The sequence below is a fragment of the Pedobacter sp. BS3 genome, assembly GCF_008274585.1.
Lineage (GTDB): Bacteria > Bacteroidota > Bacteroidia > Sphingobacteriales > Sphingobacteriaceae > Hufsiella_A.
Genome location: NZ_VTRT01000004.1, coordinates 410,341 through 429,453, shown reverse-complemented (window position 1 = coordinate 429,453; position 19,113 = coordinate 410,341). Strand labels below are relative to the sequence as shown.

10 protein-coding genes are annotated in these 19,113 nt (G+C 46.5%); 2 read left to right on the top strand and 8 right to left on the bottom strand.

The window, feature by feature from the left end; translation table 11 throughout:
• Positions 1-141 precede the first annotated feature (141 nt).
• From FW774_RS13435 to FW774_RS13410, 6 genes are all read right to left on the bottom strand, one after another.
• The gene (locus tag FW774_RS13435) at positions 142-1,878 is read right to left on the bottom strand and encodes a RagB/SusD family nutrient uptake outer membrane protein (protein WP_149348709.1); all 1,737 of its coding nucleotides are present in this window, start codon (positions 1,876-1,878) and stop codon (positions 142-144) included.
• An 11-nt stretch (positions 1,879-1,889) separates the two neighbouring features.
• A complete protein-coding gene (locus FW774_RS13430; protein WP_149348708.1) occupies positions 1,890-4,955 on the bottom strand; it encodes a SusC/RagA family TonB-linked outer membrane protein in 3,066 nt (1,021 codons plus the stop codon).
• Positions 4,956-4,969: 14 nt separating this feature from the next.
• Positions 4,970-6,655, bottom strand: coding sequence for a RagB/SusD family nutrient uptake outer membrane protein (locus FW774_RS13425; RefSeq protein ID WP_149348707.1), 1,686 nt, complete (start codon positions 6,653-6,655; stop codon positions 4,970-4,972).
• Between the two features lie 7 nt (positions 6,656-6,662).
• The gene (locus tag FW774_RS13420; protein WP_187774899.1) at positions 6,663-10,091 is read right to left on the bottom strand and encodes a SusC/RagA family TonB-linked outer membrane protein; all 3,429 of its coding nucleotides are present in this window, start codon (positions 10,089-10,091) and stop codon (positions 6,663-6,665) included.
• Positions 10,092-10,320: 229 nt separating this feature from the next.
• A complete protein-coding gene (locus tag FW774_RS13415) occupies positions 10,321-11,322 on the bottom strand; it encodes a FecR family protein (protein WP_149348705.1) in 1,002 nt (333 codons plus the stop codon).
• 290 nt (positions 11,323-11,612) lie between these two features.
• Positions 11,613-12,200, bottom strand: coding sequence for an RNA polymerase sigma-70 factor (locus FW774_RS13410; protein ID WP_149348704.1), 588 nt, complete (start codon positions 12,198-12,200; stop codon positions 11,613-11,615).
• 273 nt (positions 12,201-12,473) lie between these two features.
• Here FW774_RS13410 and FW774_RS13405 point away from each other — a divergent pair, with 273 nt between their 5' ends.
• Together FW774_RS13405 and FW774_RS13400 are read left to right on the top strand one after the other, a co-directional pair.
• Positions 12,474-13,454, top strand: a complete 981-nt coding sequence (locus FW774_RS13405) for an acetylxylan esterase (RefSeq protein WP_149348703.1) — start codon at positions 12,474-12,476, stop codon at positions 13,452-13,454.
• Between the two features lie 220 nt (positions 13,455-13,674).
• On the top strand, positions 13,675-16,227 hold the full coding sequence (locus FW774_RS13400) for a discoidin domain-containing protein (RefSeq protein ID WP_149348702.1): 2,553 nt from the start codon (positions 13,675-13,677) through the stop codon (positions 16,225-16,227).
• A gap of 393 nt (positions 16,228-16,620) precedes the next feature.
• Here the strand turns inward: FW774_RS13400 and dacB are convergent, their stop codons facing one another.
• Complete coding sequence (gene dacB / locus FW774_RS13395) at positions 16,621-18,027, bottom strand: D-alanyl-D-alanine carboxypeptidase/D-alanyl-D-alanine-endopeptidase (protein WP_149348701.1); 1,407 nt, start codon at positions 18,025-18,027, stop codon at positions 16,621-16,623.
• Between the two features lie 68 nt (positions 18,028-18,095).
• Positions 18,096-19,103, bottom strand: a complete 1,008-nt coding sequence (locus tag FW774_RS13390; protein ID WP_149348700.1) for an aspartate-semialdehyde dehydrogenase — start codon at positions 19,101-19,103, stop codon at positions 18,096-18,098.
• Positions 19,104-19,113: the final 10 nt, after the last annotated feature.

Genomic DNA, 19,113 nt, shown 5'->3' with positions numbered 1-19,113 from the left:
CTTTTTACTTTCAATCCAAATAGTCGCATTAGCGTCAAGTTAAGGAACCTCCCCCTACCCCCTTCCGCCAGCTGGCGGAGGGATACACAAACGCCATAATTTGCCTAACTTTTCACTTTCAACTTTTCACTTTTAACTCTTTCAATATCCTGTATTCTGTACCAGCGCCGGCTGACGGTTTACCGTATTCTGGGAAAAAGGATACCAGTAATTTTTATCTTCAAATACCCGGTTCTCTACCGTAAAACGGGTGTACACCAGGTTAGACCCATCAATGGTAATGCGCATACCGCTTACCGGTTTATTGAGATAGGTATCGCCCTGCTTCCAGCGGCGTACATCGTAAAAGCGATGTCCTTCGAAACAAAGCTCCACCCGCCGTTCGTTATGAATACGTTCGCGAATGGCTTCCTGCGTAGGCTCGACATAACCGTTAGCTGATGGATTAGTGGTTTGCAATACCGGCATGTTGATGCCTGTACGCTGCCGCACCATATTGACATATTTTAAAACTTCTGTGGCAGCGACTACGCCCTGCGCCTCATTCAGGGCTTCGGCATAGTTGAGCAGGATTTCCGCGTATCTGAACATTACCCAGGGACGGCGTGCCAGTGTATTGGATGTCTGGTTCCAGGTAGCCGATTCGCTGAGAAATTTACGCAGGTAATACCCGGTTTTGGTGGCATTGATGTTTTGATTGATTCCGTCTTTACCTCCTATATACGTTTGAACAGCGACATTTTTGAACAGCCTGCCATTGTAGTTAATGGTGAGGGCAAAGCGAGGGTCGCGGTTAGCGTACGGGTTGTTTGCGTCGTATTGCGTATTGGCCGGGTCGCTTACTAACCTGCCGTTGGTTGTTTCGAACGCATCAACCATCTCCTGTGTAGGATTGGTGCGACCACGGGCGCCATCATAACTGATAGGCGCATTATCCTGTTCAATATCATTACGGTTCTGGGCGTAGGTGGCAAAAATCACTTCGTTGTTATAGGGAGCAGCACCGTAATTAAAAATATTGTAATAGCTGGTTAACAGGCTGTGTAAACCCAAATCGATAATTGCTTTGGCCGCGTTTGCCGCATCCTGCCAGGTTACGCCGCTTTGGGCGCTGTTCAACGGACTGGCTGCATACAACAGCATCCGCGATTTAAGCGCCATAGCCGCTGTTTTGGTTGCCCGGCCTTTATCGCCGCTGCGCCAGTAATATTTACCGGAGCTTTCTCCCGTCCATTGCGGTAGGTTGGTATTGACAGCACTGTCACAATCGGCAATAACCTGGTCTACACATTCTTTATACGTATTTTTCGGAAGGTTCAGATTCTCGTTGCGGTTAAACACACGGGTAGCCAGCGTAACAGCGCCATACCGTTTTACCAGCTCAAAATGAAATAATGCCCGCAGGAAAAATGCCTGTCCTTTTAAACGGCTTTTATCTTCTTCTACGGTCAAACCATCGGTTGGAATAATGGCGCTTCCCGGCAGGTTTTGAAGAAACAGGTTTACCTTACGAAGCCCTTCGTACAGGTTATCGTATTGGTCATCAACGGTGCGCAACGGACTCCAGGTACCGTTGTTAAAAATGCTGATAGTGGCATTCAGGCCTGAGTTTACGGCTTCGTCCGTGCCTGAGGCCAGCATGCCGCCATTGCCATCAATGCTGTACCCTTCGGGGATAGAGAAGTAGGCGTTATTCAGCACGCCACGGGCATAGGCATCATTTCCCCACACTTCACCTTCTGTGATGGGACCATCTGTAATCGTGCCGTCCTGCAAAAAGTCATCCTTACATCCTGTAAAAGCAAGCACAATGACCATAACCAGGTAAAGCCCTGATGACTTCCGCACGTTAAACCTTATGTTGTTGTATAATTTCATGGTCTGTTTCGTTAAAATTTAAGGTTCATGCCCAACGCAAACGTGGCAAGGTATGGGTACGATGAATTAAAACCGGCTTCGGGTATTTCGGGGTCTATCGGTAAGTTGCCCAGCTTATCAAAAGTTAGCAGGTTAAACCCACTAACGTAAAAGCGCCAGTTTGAAAGTTTTAGCCGTTTGGTTATCCCGGCAGGCAGCGTATAACCGAGTTCAACGTTTTTCAGCTTAATAAAATCGCCGGAGCGAAGCCAGAAATCAGAATTCGCGGTATTGTTGCTCCGGTCATTAATGGTTAAACGCGGATACTGAGCAGTTTCGGCTGTGGCCGGTGTCCAGCGGTAAGCGCTAAACTGGTTGATATAACCGGTGCTTGAGGTTCCGGCATTGACCAGCGTGCTGATTTGGATAGTCCTTCCGGCCACTCCCTGAAACAGAAATGACATATCGAAGCCTGCATATTTTACCGAGCCGCCAAACCCAAAATACGAGGTGGGAATATTGGAATAACTGGTAGAAACAAAGTCCAGGTTATCAATAACGCCGTCGTTATTAATGTCCTTATACCGGATGTCGCCGGGCTTTACATTGCCTGAAAAGCGTTGTACCGGCGCAGCGGCGATTTCCTCATCGGTTTGAAACAAACCTTCAGCAACCAGGAATTTCCGTATTGGCGTACCGCTGAAGTCAACACCGCCAATGGGAAATCCAACCTGGCGCTGGTAACCGGGCAAACCGCCTTCCTCGTTCAACGCCAGGATTTTACTTTTTACATAGGTATAATTGCCGTATACGCCGAACGTTACCTTATTTAGCGTTTTAGTATAGCTTAATGCGCCTTCTACGCCCTGGTAGCGTGCTTTACCGGCATTAATCTGTACCAGCGACTGGCCGATGATACCGGGCGACAGGTCGGCGGTGAGCAAATCACTGCGGGTTTCATGAAAATAATCGGCACTGAGACTAAAAGCTTGCTTCAGGAAACGGGTATCAAAACCGATGCTTGCCTTTTTCGCTTTTTCCCAGGTAAGGTCGGGGTTGGCTAAATCCAGCTCGGCGGTATTCGGGACCGTACTGAAACCTGTTCCGAAGAAATACTGTGAACCGCCGCGGGTATAATAATTATTGAAAGCGAACCGCCGCGAAGCGCTAACAGCATCGTTTCCTACCAAACCGTACGAACCTCTTATTTTCAGGTAGTCGAGGAATTTTACCGGTTTCAGGAAATTCTCATCCGAAATAACCCATCCTGCCGACACCGCCGGGAACCAGCCAAACCGCTTGCCGGGCATAAAGTTCTGCGAACCGGCATAGGTAGCTATCACATCGGCAAAATAACGTTGGTTATAGTTGTATGAAAGCCGGTTAGAAATTCCTTCGCGTTTATCATCCAGCCTGCTGGACGCGGACGATACCGCCCGCTGTACCCGTGTAGAAAATTTAAAGCCGTGCTTACCGAATGTCCGGTTATAATCTAAACCGCCCCAAAATTCATTATTCCGCAGATTGCCGCTAAATGTACTTGCGGCATAGTCTAACGGCGTTTGTGTTCCAAAACGGGTATACGTTCCGGGACTTACCAGTTCATATACTTCGTAATTTTGGGTAAAGCCCGATGTGTACAAACCGGTCATATCGTAGGTATAGAACAGGTTAAGCGATAAGCCCTTGGTAATCGCGTCCAGCTTCTGGGTTACATTTACGGTTGCCAGCAACGTGCGGTACAAATCGGTAATATTTCCACGGGCCTCCAGCATCGCTAACGGGTTACTCCTAAATAGCGAGCTACCGCCATAGGTTCCATTAGCGTTTAGTACGGCAAAGGCATTTGATGGCGTGGTAAAAATGGTATTCAGGAAATTGACATTCCCATCCCGTGGATAACGCAGGTTGGCTACACGGCCACCTACATCCAATGCCACATCGAGGCTTTTATTGATATGCAGGTCAAGATTGGTACGGAAATTATAACGTTTGAAATTGGTATTGGAATTATAATTGGCATTGTCTCCGCCTTTATATAAACCATCCTGGTCATAAAAGCTTACCAGTGTAAAGTACCGGGCAAAGGCATTGCCTCCGCTTATGCTGGCCACATAGCGCTGTACCGGCGATGCTGACTTTAAAAACTGTTTCGGAAAATCGTTATCCGGATAGGTGTAAGGGTCGGAATGGGTATAATACCCGATTAAATCGGCCTGGCTGTACAATGGCGATTGTCCGTCGTTCTGCCGTGCCTCGTTATACAAAAATGCGTACCCATAGGAGTTTAAGGGATTGGTCATGGTTACCGGAACCAGCACACCGCCCTGGGCATCAAACGTTACACGGGTGGCGCTTGCGCTTCCGCGTTTGGTGGTAACATAAATTACACCATTGGCCCCGTTCATGCCGTACCAGGATAATGAACCGGCATCTTTCAGCACGCTGATGCTTTCAATCTCGTTCACATCCATATCCACAAAATCGCGGGCAACGCCGTCTACCAGCACCAGCGGCGACTGACCGCTGTTATAGGATGAACGCCCTCTTATCAGGAAGTTAGCATCATCCGTTCCGGGACGGTTTCCTGTTTGCTGAATCAGCAGACCGGGAAGTCGTCCTGTTAAGGCATTATTCAGGGTTGATACCGGCAATTGCGGCAATTCATCGGCAGTTATCGTACTGATGGTTGCGGTTACTTCCCGCTTTTTCCGTACGCCAAACGGAATATACACGTTATCGTTATCGCCGGCTTCTGTCAGACTTTTCGGTAATACCACAGAGTTTGCTGTTTTTACCTCAAAGGCCGCTTTGTACACGGTATTGTAGCCGCTCTTTTTAAAAACCAGCATGTCATTACCGGAACAGGTAATGCTGAATTTTCCTTCGTTGTCGGTTAACAGGCCTTGTGTTTTTTCCTGCACCTGCACATCTACATTACCCAGTGGCTTCCCGGCCGCGTCGGTCACATTACCGCTAATGGTAACATCACCGGACTGCGCCGAGACATGTGCCGTTAGCAGGAGGCACAGCATAAAACTGGTTATATATCGGATAGCTATTAACTTCATTTTCAGATTATTGAAATATTTTAACATGATTTACCTGTTATTTACCAGCCTGGATTTTGTTTTAGAATGTCCTTACTTTTAAATATCTCGCTTCTGGGAATCGGGTACAAATACATGTGCTCATCAAACTTTTTCTGGTAAATGGAAGGCAGTGTGACTACGTTGTAAGTGAATGTTCCATTGCTGTTTTTTATCACGTCCATACCTTTTACCGGTTGATTAATCACGTCAACAGACAATTTCCAGCGCATTAAATCATACCAACGGAAATCTTCAAAGGCAAGCTCTACGGCCCGTTCATGCTGTATGGCATCACGCATCTGTTCTTTAGTCAGATTCGCCGGAATATCGGGCATGTTTACGCTGGGCCTTCTCCTCACTTCGTTAATGGCATCATATACACTTGCATCGGGCGCATCGAGGTATTCGTTCTGTGCTTCGGCATAGTTGAGCAGTATTTCTGCATACCGGAAGAATATGAAGTTGAACAGCGCCCGCTGCGTGGTGTTTCTTACATACACTTCGGGCCACATTTTACGGCAATAGTACCGGGTAGCCGAGTAGATAATATTGTTTGGCCGGAAATCTGCGCCATAGGTTACCGTGCCGTCAGCAGCGGTTTGCGACCACATACCCATTTTACGTCCCTGCCAATCGGCATCGTTATACAAAATGTTGGCATAAAAACGCGGGTCTCTGCCATCATAGGGTTTAGTAGCATCATAACCTGAAGCCGGGTCGGTAATGGGCAGACCGGTTGCTTTCATCTCATACAAATCCACATGGTTTTGCGTGGGATTCATCGAACCCTGCGCTCCACCTGAGCCCGGAGACATGACAAAATCGAGCAGAAAACCGTCAATAGCACGCGGCGCCCTGACTTTTATCATGATGTATTCCGGAGATTGCGACATATTCATGATGTCGTTATAGGTAGCCTGCAACGAATATTTGTGCATATCTATCACCGAGCGGGCCGCGGCGGCGGCTAACCGCCATTTTTCTTTATCTTCGGAAGGGTTATTGAGCGGACTTGCCGCATACAGCAGCACGCGTGAGCGTAAAGCCCGTGCCGCCCCCAGCGTAGCCCGGCCGTAATTGGAGGCATTGTAATCCTCGGGCAGCAGGCTTTCGGTTTTATCCAGGTCTGAAATGATAAAATCAACACATTCCTGGTAGGTATTGCGGGGAATATCCACATCGTCAAAAATGGTAGCGGGCTTATCTACAATGGGCACTCCGCCAAAGCGTTTAATCAGCTCGAAATACAGGAAAGCCCGGATAAAGTGCATCTCGCCTTCTATCCTTGCGGGAGACTGTGCCGATGTCCACGGGATTGTTTCCATTTTCGACAGCATCACGTTGGCTACCCGGATACCGCCATAAGCCCGCTCCCATACATCGCCAATATCGTTCAACGCTGCCCCGCCACGCTCGTAATGGTCATGAAAAAGACCCTGGTTCAGGGTACGAACTGATACATCGGTATTGCCGGATACGGCCTCATCTGATGCCTGCGAGGTAGTTCCCCGGTGCGCATTAAAACGGGCATATTCGTCTATCAGGTAGTTGTAGGCATTATCGGCATATTGTACGGCAAGTGTAGGGTCGCTGAATACTTTTTCATCCGACAAATCTGCCCCGGGCGTACGGTCGAGAAAATCTTTTTTACACGATATCAAAGCCGCAATAGCCAGCAAACAGGTAATATATGGTATTCTTTTCATCTGACTGTTATAATTGAAGGTTCACACCCAGGTTATAAATTCGGGCTGTTGGATATATGGATTGCTTGGAAAAATCGGTATTAGACAGGTTGATGTTCTCCGGGTCGAGATACATCTTAAACTTAGTCCAGGTAATGAGGTTCTGGCCGGTTAAGAATACCCGTAATGCGGATATTTTTAATGGCTGCAACCATTTCGCAGGCAAGCTCCACGACAGTTCCGCGTTACGGAGCTTGATATATGAAGCGTCCTGTAAAATAAAATCATTGAGCTGGTAGCTGATGAAGGTATTTCCCCGTGAATGCAGTGCCGGCCATGTCGCGGTAGAGGCGGTTTGCGGTGTCCAGCGGTTCAGCATAAACTCATACATCTGCTGCCCGTTATTTTGCTCGGTCAGGATAACATCCGAACTTACATTAGCCACGCCCTGGAACATCAGCGAAAGCGAAAATCCTTTGTAGGCCAGTCTGGGTGTCCAGCTAAAAATGTATTCGGGCGTACGCGAATAGCCGATGGCCGTTCTGTCGTCGCTGTTTATTTTACCATCGCCATTGTAATCCACGTATTTTAAATCGCCGGGAACCGGTGTACCCAGCTCGTTGGGATAATAGCTGTCGATATCTGCCTGTGATTGGTAAAAACCGTTGGTGATGTACCCAAAGAACTGCCCGACGCGTTTACCTTCCTGCTTGAGATATTCCGGACTCCCTACCGGTTCATCGCGGTTGATGATACGGTTACGGGCAAAGGAAAGCTGTGCATTGATGCCGTAGCTGAATTCGCCGGATTGTTTGTTATAATCTGCTTCTATTTCATAGCCCTTGTTGTACACTTTGCCCACATTGAGGGACGGATAGCCTTGTCCGAGAATTTCAAGTCCCGACTGCCGGGCAGTAAGAATATCTTTGCGGGTTTCATCGAAGATATCCAGGTTCAGAGTAAGCGCATTTTTAAAGAACTTGCTTTCTATACCGATATTTCTCTTGGTCCCGGTTTCCCAGGTTATCTGCGGATTACCTATTGAACTGCCGGGCAGGTACACTACCGGATAGGTTACAGCACTGGTCGGGTCGCCGAACTGAACGGCTTTTCCCGGTTGCGAATAGGCCGGTGTAGAACTGAACGGGTTCGCCGTATTACGGGCATAATTGGTGAGATACAGGAACCGCTGACCGATGTCATCGTTACCCACAATACCGTAGCTTCCCCTAATCTTAAGGTAGCTCAGCCATTCTTTATCCTTCAGGAAATCTTCGTTGGTAAGTGTCCAGCCAGCAGAAAAAGCAGGAAAAAAACCATATTTTAAACCTGCCGGGAAATTCTCCGACCCGTTGTAGGCCGCGTTAAACTCGGCGAAATATTTGTTGGCGTAATTATAGGTTACGCGACTCACCACTCCTTGCGATGCTTCGGGCGGAGCTGTTTGCGCCGTAGAGCCCTGTACATTGATGAGCTGCCGGGTGAAGAGCGCCAGTCCGGAAACGTTATGCTTGCCGAAACTGCGTTCGTAATTAAACCCGGTTTGCAGGTTAGAGTGGATAGTTCCTCCAAAGACATTGATTAAACCGCTTAAGGGCTCATCTTTAGGGCGGTCGCCGGTTAGGGTAACCTCTTTCGTTTCGCGGTCTATTACATAAGCGGCCCAGCTTGCATTACGGCGTGTAGTGCTTTCAAAGTACGAATCATAGGCATATATCGCCTTTACCGACAAACCTTTGGTAATGGCATCCAGCTTATAATTTACATTGAATGTGCTTTGCACATTGTTAAAATCATCGTTACGGGTTCCCCAGCGGGTTAAAACGCCCAGGGGGTTCCAGATATTGGTTCCTACGCTTGGGTTTTGCGCCAGACGCCCGTCGGGCAGCATAACCGGGTAGGCAAAGGCTGGCACCTGTAATATCCGGGAAATCATGGCTTCCACGTTGTCATACGAGAACGAGCCGGAGCCGGATTGCAGGCCTGACGGCTGGTACCGTTTCTGTAGCCGTCCGCCCAGCTTTACGCCTACATCCAGGTTTTTGCTCAGCTTGATGTCAATGTTTGACCTGAAATTATAGCGGTTATAATCCGGAGTAGACTTTATATTGTACGGCGAATAGAAATCCTTGAAAATCCCGCCTTCGTATAAATAGCCTACCGAGGCAAAGTATTTAATCACTTTAGTTCCGCCGGTTACATTGATATTATGCTGCGTTTGCGGATAGAACTTGCGTGTTACATAATCAAACCAGTTGATGTTTGGATAGCCCAGCGGGTCTGAGCCGTCTTTGAATTTTTGCAGGGCGGCATCACTCCAGGTGGGCTGCAATCCATCGTTACGATTGGCCTCATTGATAAGGTAGGCGTTGGTGTAAGCATCCAGCGCTTTGGGTATGCCGGTATAAGTTTGCAGGCTCAGGTTGCCGCTGTAGCTTACCTTTGGTGCACTGGTTTTACCGGATTTGGTGGTTACCACGATAACACCATTCGCTCCACGGATACCGAATACTGCCGTTGAGGATGCGTCTTTCAGTATGGAGATAGATTCTATTTCGTTCGGGTCTATGTCGCCGAAATCGGGCCGTTCAACACCGTCTACCACGACAATAGCGCCGGTATTATTATAGGTTGCTACCCCGCGGATATTGATGATGGCACTGTTTGCTCCCGGCTGTCCGCTCCGTTGCACTGCTCCTAAACCGGGAGCACGACCAATCAGGCTGTTGGTTACGTTGGATGTCGGTGATTTTAACAGCTCTTTGCTATTTATGGTTGATATGGCTCCGGTCAGGGTTGATTTTTTCTGTGTACCGTAACCTACTACCACTACTTCGCTCAGATTTTGCAGGTTATCCTGAAGCGTGATGTTCAGCACGGTCTGGTTACCTACTTCCTTTTCCTGGGCGATAAAGCCGATGTAGGAGAAAACCAGGATAGCTTGCTTATTCTGCACCCTGATGGTATATTTCCCGTTGGCATCGCTTACGGCAGCCCCCGGCCCGTTCTTCACCCGGATGCTTACGCCCGGCAACGTTTCGCCGGTAGAGGCACGAACGACACCGGTAATGATGATTTCCTGTAACCCGGTAATATCTGCTACACCGGTACCCGCTGCAGATTGCTGCCCTAATACTTTCGCCCTGGTTAGTATAATGCGGTCGTTAATGGTTTCAAAAGAAATATCATGCGGAAATAAGAGGCTTTTCAGCACCGTTCCCAGCTTCGCCCCGGCGGCATTTAAAGAGACTTTCTCATCCAGTTGTACAAAATCTTTACTGTAGATAAATTTTACATTGGTTGAGGTTTCCAGCTTTTGAAGAGCGATATCCAGGTTCACATTTTCAACCGACAGGTTTACCGACCGGTCTAACACGCCCTGAGCTTTAACATTTGCGGCCAAAGAAACACCTGAGAAGATTGCAAACAGGGTTATCTGCATCAATGTTATCTTCATAATTTTTACAAAATCAGCGGATTGTAAACTACATTTCATTATATTTGAATTGTTTCTTTTGGTTTAAAATTGAGACAAAAAGAGGCCTGTACCTCAAAAAGGTATCAATAGCAAGGCTCTTAAGACTAAGGGAGCCACTACTCACCCTTAGTCTTTTTTTCAAAAAAATTTATTGGTTTTGTAAGCTGTTATTTCATACTGTTTATATTGGGTTTAATCATGGTTATGGTTAATTACATCCCTTTCCGGTTATAGTTATGGTATCGTCCTTTATTTCATAGCTGGCATCTATCGATTTGCATAACATATCTAAAATGCTTGCCAGGTTCTGGTCAGAAAAATCGGCCTTAAGCACACAGGTACTTATTGCGTTATTGCTATGTATGGTTACATTGAAATTGCGGGCCAGCACATCGGTAACTTCTTTAATGCTTGCATTATCAAACGATAGCTTGGGCTTTTTCCACATCTGCACCTCTGATTTAGCCGGTACCTCCTCTTTCGCCAAAGATTTTTTACTGGCAGAAAACACCGCTTTTTGCTGAGGCAGCAAAAACACGTTCTCGCTGGTTTTATCTGATACAGCTACCGCAACCTTACCCGTAACTACCGATACTTCGGTGTCTTTTCCTTTCTCGGCCTTAACCAGAAAACTGGTTCCTACCACACGGGTAGTTACACCGCCTGCATATATCAGGAAGGGCCGTTTAGGATTTTTAGCGACTTCAAAAAACACTTTACCGGTCATCGATACTTCACGGGTATTTGCCGCGAAATGTTCCGGCAGCTCTATCCGTGCTCCCGGGCTTAACCAGATATGCGTTCCATCTTCCAGCTTACGCTGATACATTGTAGTCCCCATGTTTTCCAGCACCAGCAAGCGAGCTTCCTTAATGTGCTGGTTATTTGTTATCGCGGGCTGATTGTACTGGTATAATGTTACCCCTAATGCAATCAGTAAAGCGGCAGCTACACCACTTATCCAGTATGTCAGATTGCGAACCTTAGGTTTACCTATATTCTTTTGCCGGGTTTCGTCTATCCTTGCGTTAATCCGGTTGAGCATTAATTGTTTCAGCCGTTCCTTTTCTCCAGCTTTCAGTGCACCCAATATATCCTCTTCCTTATCAAAGGAATTATACCATACTATCACAGAAGCCTTTTCTTCGAGGGTACAATTCCCGTCAAGATATTTCTGGATAAGTTCTGCTGTAATTTGAGTACCGGCCATCAGGTTATAAAGGTTTTTTTTATTGGGTTTATATAGATATGTCAGATAAGTGAGGACTTACACCTACACGATTAAAAAATATTTTTTGTTTGAGCGATAATAAGACCGGGTACTGATCTTCCTACAGGCACCAGATTTAACTATTTGATTGAAAAACAATCATAAAGTTATACTCATTGATTATATTTACATCATGAAAGAAAGTCATTAACACTTTCTCTGATTTTATATGGGGAGGCAATATTTATTAAGCTCTTTTTTATTATAAAAGACTTTTTATACCAGCAGAATTACTTATATAAGTAAAAAAGCAATGCCGATGCCACCATATAATCCTTTAAGCTAATTCGCAAAATCCGCAGTGCTTTGGTGAGATGATTTTCAACAGTTTTGGTTGATATTTCCAGCTTTTCGGCTATCTCTTTTATGCTCAGGTTTTCCTGGCGGCTTAAGCGAAAAACATGCTGGCACTTATCGGGTAACTGGCTGATCTCACTCTCAATAACCTTATCCAGCTCTTTCATATAAACCTGGTCGAGCGTAGTATTACTATACGTTTCTTGGATGCTCAAACCAGCTTTATAATTATTCCTTGTCATTTCCTTTTGCAGGTAATTCAGCACCTGGTAGCGCACAGCCGTAAAAATGTACGCCTCAAAAGAGGTATGTACCGTGATCTGAGCTCGTTTTTCCCATAAGGAAACAAAAAAATCCTGCACAATTTCTTCGGCTACCTCAGTAATTTTTACCCGTTTATATACCGAAGAGTAAAGCTTATCCCAATATTTTAAATAGATTTTTTCAAATGCATCCCGGTTACCCTTTTTAAGATTTTCTAAAAGAGTTTCATCGCCATTCGTGTCTTCCCTCCTTTGCATTGAAAAATTGCAGCTAAACCGATTAAATTTTCATCAACGTATTGCGGCCCTAATTGGATGTCAGGTCTCAAATATATAATTTTCTAAAAGGGATGCGAAACAAATACCGCTTTAATCGGAAAAGAACCTGCCGCCTGCCGCCCGATAACATTAAGCGTAAAACATTGAGCGAAACATGCTCTTCGGGAATAATTTTCTCAGCATGATACAATAATATCATGATATAGTATAAATGTACTACCATTGGCCAGACAATAGCAATAGATTTGGCTTATGGCTTTTTTCAGATCGATTTTATCTGCTGGCAGTCGCAGACGTAACAGCTTCATTCTATTAGCCATTACGCTTGCCTTTGCGAGTAATGCAAACGCTGCATCGCCGGATTCGTTAGCGAACCGTATTCAGGCTTTCTGGGACATGACCAGGCAGCGCCTGGCTGCCGAACCTATGGAAGCAGTGGTTACACCAACCAAAGAGGCATTGCCTTATCATACCTACAAAGTGAAGCTACGGGGGTTAAACGGCGTTTATTTTTACGCCATGATGTCGGTTCCTGTGCAGGGCGAAGCCCCGGCCAAACCGTGGCCTGCCATTATAACCACCTGCGGGTATGGCATTACCGCAGGGCAGGGTATTATGCTAAGCGAATGTCAACGCGGGTATATCATTATACAAGTGTATCCGCGGGGGCAGGGTATATCGGGCGAGCTTTTTAAAATAGAGGGAGATAAGCTAACCTCACACGGCGAACAGCCTGACGGTGCTTATTACCAGGGCTGCTATGCCGATATGATACGGGCGATTGATTTTGCCATGAGCCGTCCGGATATCGATCATAGCCGCATTGCGCTGATGTCTACCAGCCAGGGCGGAGATATTTGCCTGGCAGTGGCCGCTCTCGATTCACGTGTTAAGGCTGTGGTAGCGCATGTACCGTTTCTTTGCAACATGCGCCTTGCCGCCACTATGCCGTCGTTAGTTAAAACGGTTCTGGATAAAGGTGGAAAAAACAACGAAAAATACCTTTCTACGCTTGATTATTTTGACCCGTACCAGTTAGCTCCCGCAATACGTTGCCCGGTATTCATGAGCGCTGGCGGTAAAGATGTTCTGTGCCCGCAACCCACCATACAGTCTGTTTACAACCGGCTAACCTGTAAAAAGAAAATTAAAATATATCCCGATCTGCCACATACCACATGCCTGGATTTTTATAAAAGACGGTGGCCCTGGGTTGAGAAACAGCTAAAATAGTACGTCTGACTTGTGATACGAAATGAGTTGAAACCTATAATGAGATACCGTTGAAATGAGCTATTACGATTAAAGCAAAGAAATGCCGGGTGATTTGCATTTGGTATTTAAGAGGATCAGTGAAAATAGAATAGTTGAAGAGCATCCTGCTAAGATTTATCCTTATAGGTGTTAACAACATAATTTATAGTATTTCTGATTACCTAAAATCAAAACAAATATGAAAAACCCTTATGCTTTAACATTAGCAAAACTATCGCTATCGTTAGTTTCTGCGGCAGGTGTAACACACAGTTACGCCCAATCATTAACCATTGATGCAACTTCGCCAAGGCAAACGATCATTCCATCAAATGGCCAGGATCTCAGCGCAACTACTTACAATTATGTACGTGTACCGGCAGTCTTGGCCATTGATACGGTAGGCCCTACCGGCGATTTTTTCAGAAGTTTGCGTTTATCATGGGCAATTTATATCGATTCAGCTACGCTGCCACCCGGTATCGAGCCCAAGCTAAAGACCGGTTATGCAAATGACGGGGTAAGCTGGACGGTATCGGCAAATGTTGCACGCTTTGGCAGCGCCATCAAACTTAAAAACGGCAAAATCCTTGCATTAGAGTTTAAACCCACTTATGTTGATCAGCATAACTTTCCGCTGGTTTACTATACCTCGGTAAACAATGGTGCAAGCTATACCAAGCATACCGATGGCATGGTGAGCTTTACTCAAACGGTGCTCGGCATCAGGATGCATAAAGATATGATAGAAGAACCGGATGGAACGTTGTATACCTGCGCTTACATACGTTATTCGTTTTCATCAAACTTTCGTACTTATGTATTAAAATCAACCGATGGAGGTAAAACCTGGGGGCCCATGCTGGATGGCAGCGGAAACCCGATAGAAATAGCCGGCACAACCTACCCTACAGATGAAGGGACGTTTACCCGTTGCCCCGACGGTTCATGGTTAATGATCATGAAACACAGCACAAACGATCCCGATGTAACGTTGCCCTTATTATATTCACGTTCAACAGATAAGGGTCAGACATGGTCAACCCCTACTACGCTTCCGGGAGCAGGCTCGGCCGCCAGCGGCAAAAATCCATGCTTAATCCTGATGCCAAATGGTGTTTTAGCCTTAACCTATGGTACACCCGATGTGGAGGTTACATTTTCTACAGATAACGGCAATACCTGGACCACACCTGTAGCCACGTTCCCTGATCCCGGAACGCCTAAAAGGCCCAGCGGCAATACCTGGGTAGCGCCCATAGGGCCAAATACCTTATTGCAGTTTGGAGATAACTACGCAAAAACAATTAACCCGAATACCCAGGCTATCTGGCAAAAGGAAATTGAGATCGTCCGCCCCGAGCAAAACCGTATAGATCTGAAAACCAAGTATAAAACGGGCGCCATTACCATAAGTCCCTTAACAACGCTTAACGCCACTTTCCCCAGCCATATCACGGCTCGTGCGGCCGCAGCCTTCGACGGCAGCACCAATTACTGGGCAAGCGCCATTGGTACCAATAGCGGCGTATACCAGCTCGACCTTCAGCAGATATACCATATCAAAACGGTGGGTGTAGCGTTGTTATTTGGAAAGCAGGAATCGGCTACCGTTGAGTTATCACCCGACGGTACAACCTGGATACCTGTTAAAACATACACTAATGCTACGCATTACTGCTTAAATTATACCAGCTTTTCACCCATCAATGCCCGCTATGTACGTGTAACCGTTAACGGCAGCGGGCAGATCGGCTTAAGCGAGCTGGAACTTTACCAAACTGCCAGCACGTTTGAAAACAATGCTGCCGAAGCTAATGGCGATACAAACTGGCCACATGGAATTTTGCCGACGGGCTATACATGGGCGGGCACTTCATCAACAAGATATGGTGCATACATAGCAAAAGATAACCACGGTTATCAAAGCGACCGTGCATTATGCATCTATGATGGCTCAAGCACCTGGATGGCCGGCGTGAAAAAAACAGAGGGTGCAAGTACTAATAAAACCCTGGAATTCCGTTGCCGGCCGGCAGCCATACCTGTTGGCGGAAGCTTTAGCTGGCGAATTTTAGGTACTGCAGGGGGAACTCAGACAACCGTATTTTTCTTTGCTGTTTTTGCCGAAAGCAGCGGAGGTACTACAACTTATAAGATCAAGGCAAATAATGGCTCCGGATGGACCCAGGTAGGTACAGCAACCATGCCCGTTAGCGGCAGCGTATGGAAACTGATCAAAGTAGTAGCCAACCTGTCGACCAACACGGCTTCACTGTATGTAGATGGAGTATTGGCCGGCACAACAGGTATGTACACCAATCCGTCCACTACTACCAACCTGACCGGATTTTGCTTTGCAAGTAATGGTACGGCAACATCAGGAGAGCTAATATATTTTGACGATGTGGATTTCTATGATACTGCTACCGGGCCTAACCAGATGACAACCACTCAGCATAATATAGCGCCCGCTGCCATAGATAAGCCCCAAAACAACACATTTGCCGTAACGGTTTCACCTAATCCTTCTAACAATATCGTTAATGTGCATATTGAGAACGGGGCCAAAGGTGCAACCACCATCCTGATATCAGATATGGCCGGCAGGATTGTTAAAAGATTAAATTATAATGCCGATACAGAAACATCCTCCATTTCATTTAATATCCAGGGATATTTGCCCGGAGTATACGTAGTAACCGTTAAACAAAATAATAGAACTGTACAAACCAAGCTTAGCGTAAATTAAACAGCGCTTAAGCAGCAGGTAATAGCTGATGATAGTTTCAGAATAGTTTGTTTAGGGGCTGTCTCAAAAGCTCTTGTCATCCCCGATCCCGTACGTACGGGAGGGATCGAAATGACGCTGCTTTTTGACTTTTGAAACAGTCCCTTTTTTACGATATACAGAAAACACTATATAACGTGAGTTCGGGATAGGAAGCGCACAATCTGTTTGCGCTCGTTTGCAAAACGAGTGCATAAATCTCCGGCGTTTGTAACGCCGATAATGGCGGCCTTTGATTGTCTTAAGCAACATGGCGGCGTTGCAAACGCCGTTTTCTGGCATCCCGATTGCAAATCGGGACGAGCCTACGCCTTAACCCGAACTCACATTATTTAAGTACCGCTATTCGCTTATCTACTGCTTCAGCTCATCCAGCACACGGAACATTTTCTGCTTAATGCCCGATGTTGAGCCATTATAGTTATTTACAATAAATGAGAAACACAACTTTGCCCCGTTATGGTCCTGGTAACCGGCATAAGCCAGCACATCGCTGATGCTGCCGCTCTTCATTTTCATGTTATTAAACAAGGGTAAACTGTCGTAATAGCTATCGAACCAGGGCTCTTTCACTACCGATTGTAATATAAGCGCCATTGCCCGTGTGGTGATACGGGTTGCCGGCGAAAGTCCGCTGCCGTCAATGATATTCATAGCGTTTTTATCGATACCGAGCTTTTCATGCCAGAAATCGCGTACCGCTTCCGCACCGTTCTCCGTACTTCCGGTTTTACCCTGTTTTACGGCCATCTCGCGTATCAATTCCTCGCCGTACAGGTTAATGCTTTTCTGGTTAAACCAATACACCATTTGTGATAAGGTGGGCGATTGATGTATGGCTAATGTGTTACTGGCTAACGGTACTGTAATGTGTTCATCAGTTAACCGGCGACTGGTAGTGGTCTGGCCGCTTACATTGATACCAACCCGGTTTAAGGTATCGTGTAAACGATAAGCGCATTCAAAAGCCGGGTCAGGCAGCGATGCCGATACCACTTTATGCAGATCGCTGGCATACGTTCCCCGCAAATAAACCAGGTTCGAGTAAGGCGCCGAGTAAACATACACGTTATCGCCGGTTCCGGGTTTACCCGTGGTAACTTCATTGATGATCTGCAAATAACCCATAGCAGGCTGCGTACGTACCAGCGTTGCCGGTTCGCCTACCTTGCCGGGATTAAAAATCAGATCGTACTGGTTCTCACGCCAGCATAACGAAGGCGATCCTGCCCCGTAATAATTACCCATATCCTGCCATAACCAGCCAATAGGCAACGATGCCGTACCGAACAAACTATCATCGCCAATAATACGCCCGTTTATTTTTTTGATGCCCGCTTTGCGGATAGCAGCGACCCAATTATCCAGTACGGCCTGTTCTTTGGTTTTTGCGTACCGCGGACTTCCCAGGGTCGGGTCGCCGGAACCGGCGATGATTAAATCGCCGGTAAGTGTGCCGTCAGTTATCGAACCCGAATAGCTTAATGTAGTTTGATAGGTAAAATCAGCGCCAAGCACATGAAACGCGGTTGCCGAGGTTACGGTTTTCAGTGTAGATGCCGACGCCAAACCGATATCACCATTTTTAGAAAATACCACCTGTCCTGTCGCCGTGTTCAATACGGTAAGCGAACTTATGGCATAGCGCATCTGTTCATCCTTTTCAAAACGCTCAAAAGCTTTAGCAATACGCTGCTCCAGCTTCTGGGCGGCGGCAAGTTGTGTGATAAAGAGAAATAACAGGGTAATGAACTGTTTCATGGTATAATTATAACACAAACAGCCGGAAAATCCGGCTGTTTGTTAAACTTTTATAATCACTAAACGAATCAGGCAACAGCTTCTTCTTTCAGAATACCGGCTTTCAGCAAATGCTCGGCAATCTGAACAGCGTTGGTTGCAGCGCCCTTACGCAGGTTATCGGCAACCACCCACAGGTTCAGGGTTTTGGGTTGCGATTCATCCCGACGGATACGGCCAACAAACACTTCGTCTTTTTCATGGGCATCCTTCGGCATCGGGTATTTGGCATTCGCCGGATCATCAACCACGATAACACCTTCCTGCTGCTCTAACAATGAGCGAACTTCGGCCAGATCAAAATCGTTCTCAAACTCAATGTTCACCGCTTCGGAGTGACCGCCCATTACCGGGATACGTACCGTAGTGGCCGTAACACGAATGGAATCATCGCCCATGATCTTCTTGGTTTCCAGGATCATTTTCATCTCCTCTTTGGTGTAACCATTATCCTGGAACACATCAATTTGCGGAATAACGTTCAGATCGATGGGATACGCATACGCCATTGGCCCTTCAATACCTTTACGCTCGTTCATCAACTGGTCAACTGCTTTTACGCCGGTACCAGTTACCGACTGATAAGTGGAAACTACCACCCGTTTAATCTTATATTTCTCATGCAGCGGCTTTAGTACCACTACCATTTGTATGGTTGAACAATTCGGGTTGGCAATGATCTTGTCTTCGGGGGTTAATACCGATGCATTTACTTCAGGAACTACCAGCTTTTTGGTCGGATCCATACGCCATGCAGACGAGTTATCGATTACGGTAGTGCCTGCTTCGGCAAAACGCGGAGCCTGCTGAAGCGAAGTACCTCCTCCGGCAGAAAACAAAGCAACATCCGGCCGCATGGCTATAGCCTCATCCACAGTCACCACCTTGTATTTCTTTCCCTTAAAATCAACTTCCTTGCCCTTGCTCTTTTCTGATGCAACCGGAATCAATTCTGTAACGGGAAAATTGCGCTCTGCTAAGACTTTTAACATCACCGAACCTACCAGGCCCGTAGCGCCTACAACTGCGACTTTCATCTCTTTTTAC

Excerpts from the sequence above, each read along its gene's own strand:
- dacB (WP_149348701.1), bottom strand. The coding sequence starts at position 18,027 with ATGAAACAGTTCATTACCCTGTTATTTCTCTTTATCACACAACTTGCC.
- FW774_RS13400 (WP_149348702.1), top strand. The coding sequence starts at position 13,675 with ATGAAAAACCCTTATGCTTTAACATTAGCAAAACTATCGCTATCGTTA.
- FW774_RS13430 (WP_149348708.1), bottom strand. The coding sequence starts at position 4,955 with ATGTTAAAATATTTCAATAATCTGAAAATGAAGTTAATAGCTATCCGA.
- FW774_RS13410 (WP_149348704.1), bottom strand. The coding sequence starts at position 12,200 with ATGCAAAGGAGGGAAGACACGAATGGCGATGAAACTCTTTTAGAAAAT.
- FW774_RS13390 (WP_149348700.1), bottom strand. The coding sequence starts at position 19,103 with ATGAAAGTCGCAGTTGTAGGCGCTACGGGCCTGGTAGGTTCGGTGATG.
- FW774_RS13415 (WP_149348705.1), bottom strand. The coding sequence starts at position 11,322 with ATGGCCGGTACTCAAATTACAGCAGAACTTATCCAGAAATATCTTGAC.
- FW774_RS13405 (WP_149348703.1), top strand. The coding sequence starts at position 12,474 with ATGGCTTTTTTCAGATCGATTTTATCTGCTGGCAGTCGCAGACGTAAC.
- FW774_RS13435 (WP_149348709.1), bottom strand. The coding sequence starts at position 1,878 with ATGAAATTATACAACAACATAAGGTTTAACGTGCGGAAGTCATCAGGG.
- FW774_RS13420 (WP_187774899.1), bottom strand. The coding sequence starts at position 10,091 with ATGAAGATAACATTGATGCAGATAACCCTGTTTGCAATCTTCTCAGGT.
- FW774_RS13425 (WP_149348707.1), bottom strand. The coding sequence starts at position 6,655 with ATGAAAAGAATACCATATATTACCTGTTTGCTGGCTATTGCGGCTTTG.